This is a genomic window from Aminobacter sp. P4_H6_2, assembly GCF_056400805.1.
The window spans coordinates 1-2,803 of the sequence record NZ_JBFUKO010000671.1 but is presented as its reverse complement, the minus strand read 5'-3'; the positions used below and the strand labels follow the sequence as shown (position 1 = coordinate 2,803).

The 2,803-nt window shown below is 64.7% G+C and carries 3 protein-coding genes; 1 reads left to right on the top strand and 2 read right to left on the bottom strand.

Annotated features, from left to right (window positions below; translation table 11 throughout):
* Both AC1DUU_RS28395 and AC1DUU_RS28390 read right to left on the bottom strand, forming a co-directional pair.
* The coding region (locus tag AC1DUU_RS28395; RefSeq protein WP_476786676.1) for a CarD family transcriptional regulator at window positions 1–1,926 on the bottom strand (1,926 nt) is incomplete at its 3' end.
* 8 nt (window positions 1,927–1,934) lie between these two features.
* Window positions 1,935–2,222, bottom strand: coding sequence for an FAD assembly factor SdhE (locus AC1DUU_RS28390; protein WP_476786675.1), 288 nt, complete (start codon window positions 2,220–2,222; stop codon window positions 1,935–1,937).
* Window positions 2,223–2,315: 93 nt separating this feature from the next.
* Between AC1DUU_RS28390 and AC1DUU_RS28385 the strand changes: the two genes are divergently transcribed.
* Window positions 2,316–2,803, top strand: a 488-nt coding sequence (locus tag AC1DUU_RS28385) for an OB-fold nucleic acid binding domain-containing protein (RefSeq protein ID WP_476786674.1), incomplete at its 3' end; no start/stop codon positions are given.

Below are 2,803 nucleotides of genomic sequence, written 5' to 3'. Positions count from 1 at the left end.
GTCCATCGGCTTGCCAGCTGCGAGGTCCTCCATCACGGAATCGATGGCGCTCTGCTGGTCGTCGGTCTCCTCATAAGGGAACCGCGCCGCGAACTCGCCATAAACACCGTCCGGCGGATTCATCGCCGGGGCTTCGCGCATATGCCGTTCGGCGGCGATCTTGATCAGTTGGCCCGCCATTTCGAGCAGGCGCCGCTTGAGCTTCGCCTTGCGCGACTGCCAGGCACCGCCGCCGAGCTTGTCGAGCGTCGCCTCAGCCGAATCCGAACCGTACCGCGACAGAAGCTCGATGTTTTCGACCGGCAGGAACAGCCTACCGTCAGAGGCATAGTGGATTTCGAGGCAGTCATGCGGCGCGCCCAACGCCTCGATGGTCTTCAATCCGACAAAACGGCCGATGCCATGATCGGAGTGCACGACGATGTCGCCCGCCGATAGCGACGAGGCCTCGGCGATGAAATCGGCGGCGCGCTTGCGCTTCTTTGAACGCCGGATCAGCCGGTCGCCCAGAATGTCCTGCTCGGCAACAAAAACCAGTTCGCCAGACTCGAAGCCCGCTTCGATCGGCAGCACGGCAAGACCCGCCTCGCCCGGCTTCAGCGATTCGACCTCGGCCAAGTTCGTCACGCGCTTGAGGTTGCCGAGATGGTGCTCGTCGAGGATCTGCGTCAGGCGGTCGAGCGAACCCTCGGTCCAGCCGGCAACGACGACGCGCCGCTTGGCCGCGCGCTGGTCTGCGATATGCCGGGCCACCACGTCGAAGACATTGGCGTTGGGATCTGCGCGCTCTTCGGCAAAGCTGCGGCCGGCGTGCGAACCGGCGTGCAAGACCCTGCGTCCGCTCGAAAAAGGCGTGTCGAAGGGCGTCAGTTCGGCGTTGACCTGGTCGGCGAGTGCTGAGGTCACCTCGTCCGGCGACAGGTACATCTGTTCCGGCGCCACCGGCTTGTAGGGCACCGCGTCCTTGAGGCCCTTGCCTTCCGCCTGCTTGCGGCGGGAATCGTAGTGGTCGAGGATCAGCGTATGGCGTTCGCCGAGCGCCTCGCGCGCCAGATGATCGAACACGACCGGCGCGTCGGGCAGGTAGTCGAACATCGTTTCGAGATGCGAATAAAAGAACGGAAGCCAGTGCTCCATGCCGGCAAAGCGCCGGCCCTCGCTGACCGCGGCATAAAGCGCATCGTCGCGCGATGGCGCGCCAAAGGCGTCGATATAGCTGCGGCGAAATTTGCTGATCGTCTCCGGCGTCAGCGCCACTTCGCTCATCGGCTGAAGCGTCACCGAGTTGCGGCTGCCCGTCGTGCGCTGGGTGGCGACGTCAAAGGCACGGATCGTCTCAAGCGTGTCGCCAAAGAAGTCGAGCCTGAGCGCGTCGGCGGCGCCGGGCGCATAAAGATCGAGGATGCCGCCGCGCACGGCGAATTCGCCGACGCCACGCACCGTGGGCACGCGCTCGAAGCCGGCGCGTTCGAGCCGCGCGACCAGCAGGTTCATCTCGACCTGATTGCCCGGCTTGGCGCGGAATTCCTGTGCCTCGATCGCCGCCGATGGCGGCACGCGCTGCAGCAGGGCATTGGCCGTCGTCAGAACGATCGCCCGGTGCGGCTCCTTGCGGAGCGCAATCATCGCCGCGAGCGCATCAAGCCGGCGCGCCGCAGCGTCCGAGCCGGGGGAGACGCGGTCGTAAGGCAGGCAATCCCACGCCGGCAGTTCGAGCACGGGCAGCTCGGGTGCAACGAACGCCAACGCCTCGACGATCTGCGGCAGCCGCTGTCCGTCGCGTGCGACAAACAGTAACGGCTTATCGGGCGCCATCTCGCCAGCAGCGGTCGCCAGCGCAAAGGCCTCGTAGCCGTCGGCGACGCCATCGACGATGAACTGTCCGGCGCGACCCTTCGGCAGGCCGATTGGTTTGATCAGGCTCATGATTTCACTCAGGCTGTGAATGCGCCGCGCGACGCCACGATCTGGCGGTAGACGTCATGGTCGACAGCGTCTGGCACCGCGTGCTCCCCAATGATCCACGACAACAGCTCCTTGTCGGCGATGTCGAGCAGCACCTCGTAGTGGTCGAGCTCGTCGTCGCTCAGCTTGTGGATATTGGCGTCGGCGAAACTGCCAAGGATCAGATCCATCTCGCGCATGCCGCGGTGCCACGAGCGGAACAGAAGCTTGCGCCTGCGCGTGTCCAGCCCTTCGCTCGAGCGTGTCGATCCGGTCATTTCAGCAAATCCTTTGGTGTCCCGGCGCATATAGCGTGGATAGCTCGTCCTGTCAGCCTTTGCCCCGGCAACTCCAGCGCATAAGCTGACATCATGCGCCCATCATTGCTTGATCCGTTGTTTTCTCCCATCACTTCGCTCGCCGGCATCGGACCCAAGGTCGCTGTGCTGATCGAAAAGGTCGTCCCGGCCGATCTGGGCGACCGTGCGGCGCGTATCGGCGACCTGTTGTTTGTCCTGCCCAATAGCGTCATTGACCGGCGCAACCGTCCGGGCATCGCGCTCGCCGCCGAAGGCGCCATCGTCACGCTCGACGTGCGCATCGACAGGCATCAGCCCGCACCGCGCGGAAACCGATCGGCGCCCTACCGCGTCTTTGCCCATGACGACACCGGCGAGATCGCGCTGACCTTTTTCCACGCGCATGCCGCCTACCTCGAAAAGGCGATGCCCGAGGGTGAACACGTGATCGTCTCGGGTCGCATGGAGTGGTTCAACGGCCGCCCGTCGATGGTCCATCCCGACCATATCGCGCTCGCCAGCGAAGCCGACAAGTTGCCGCTGATCGAGCCGGTCTATCC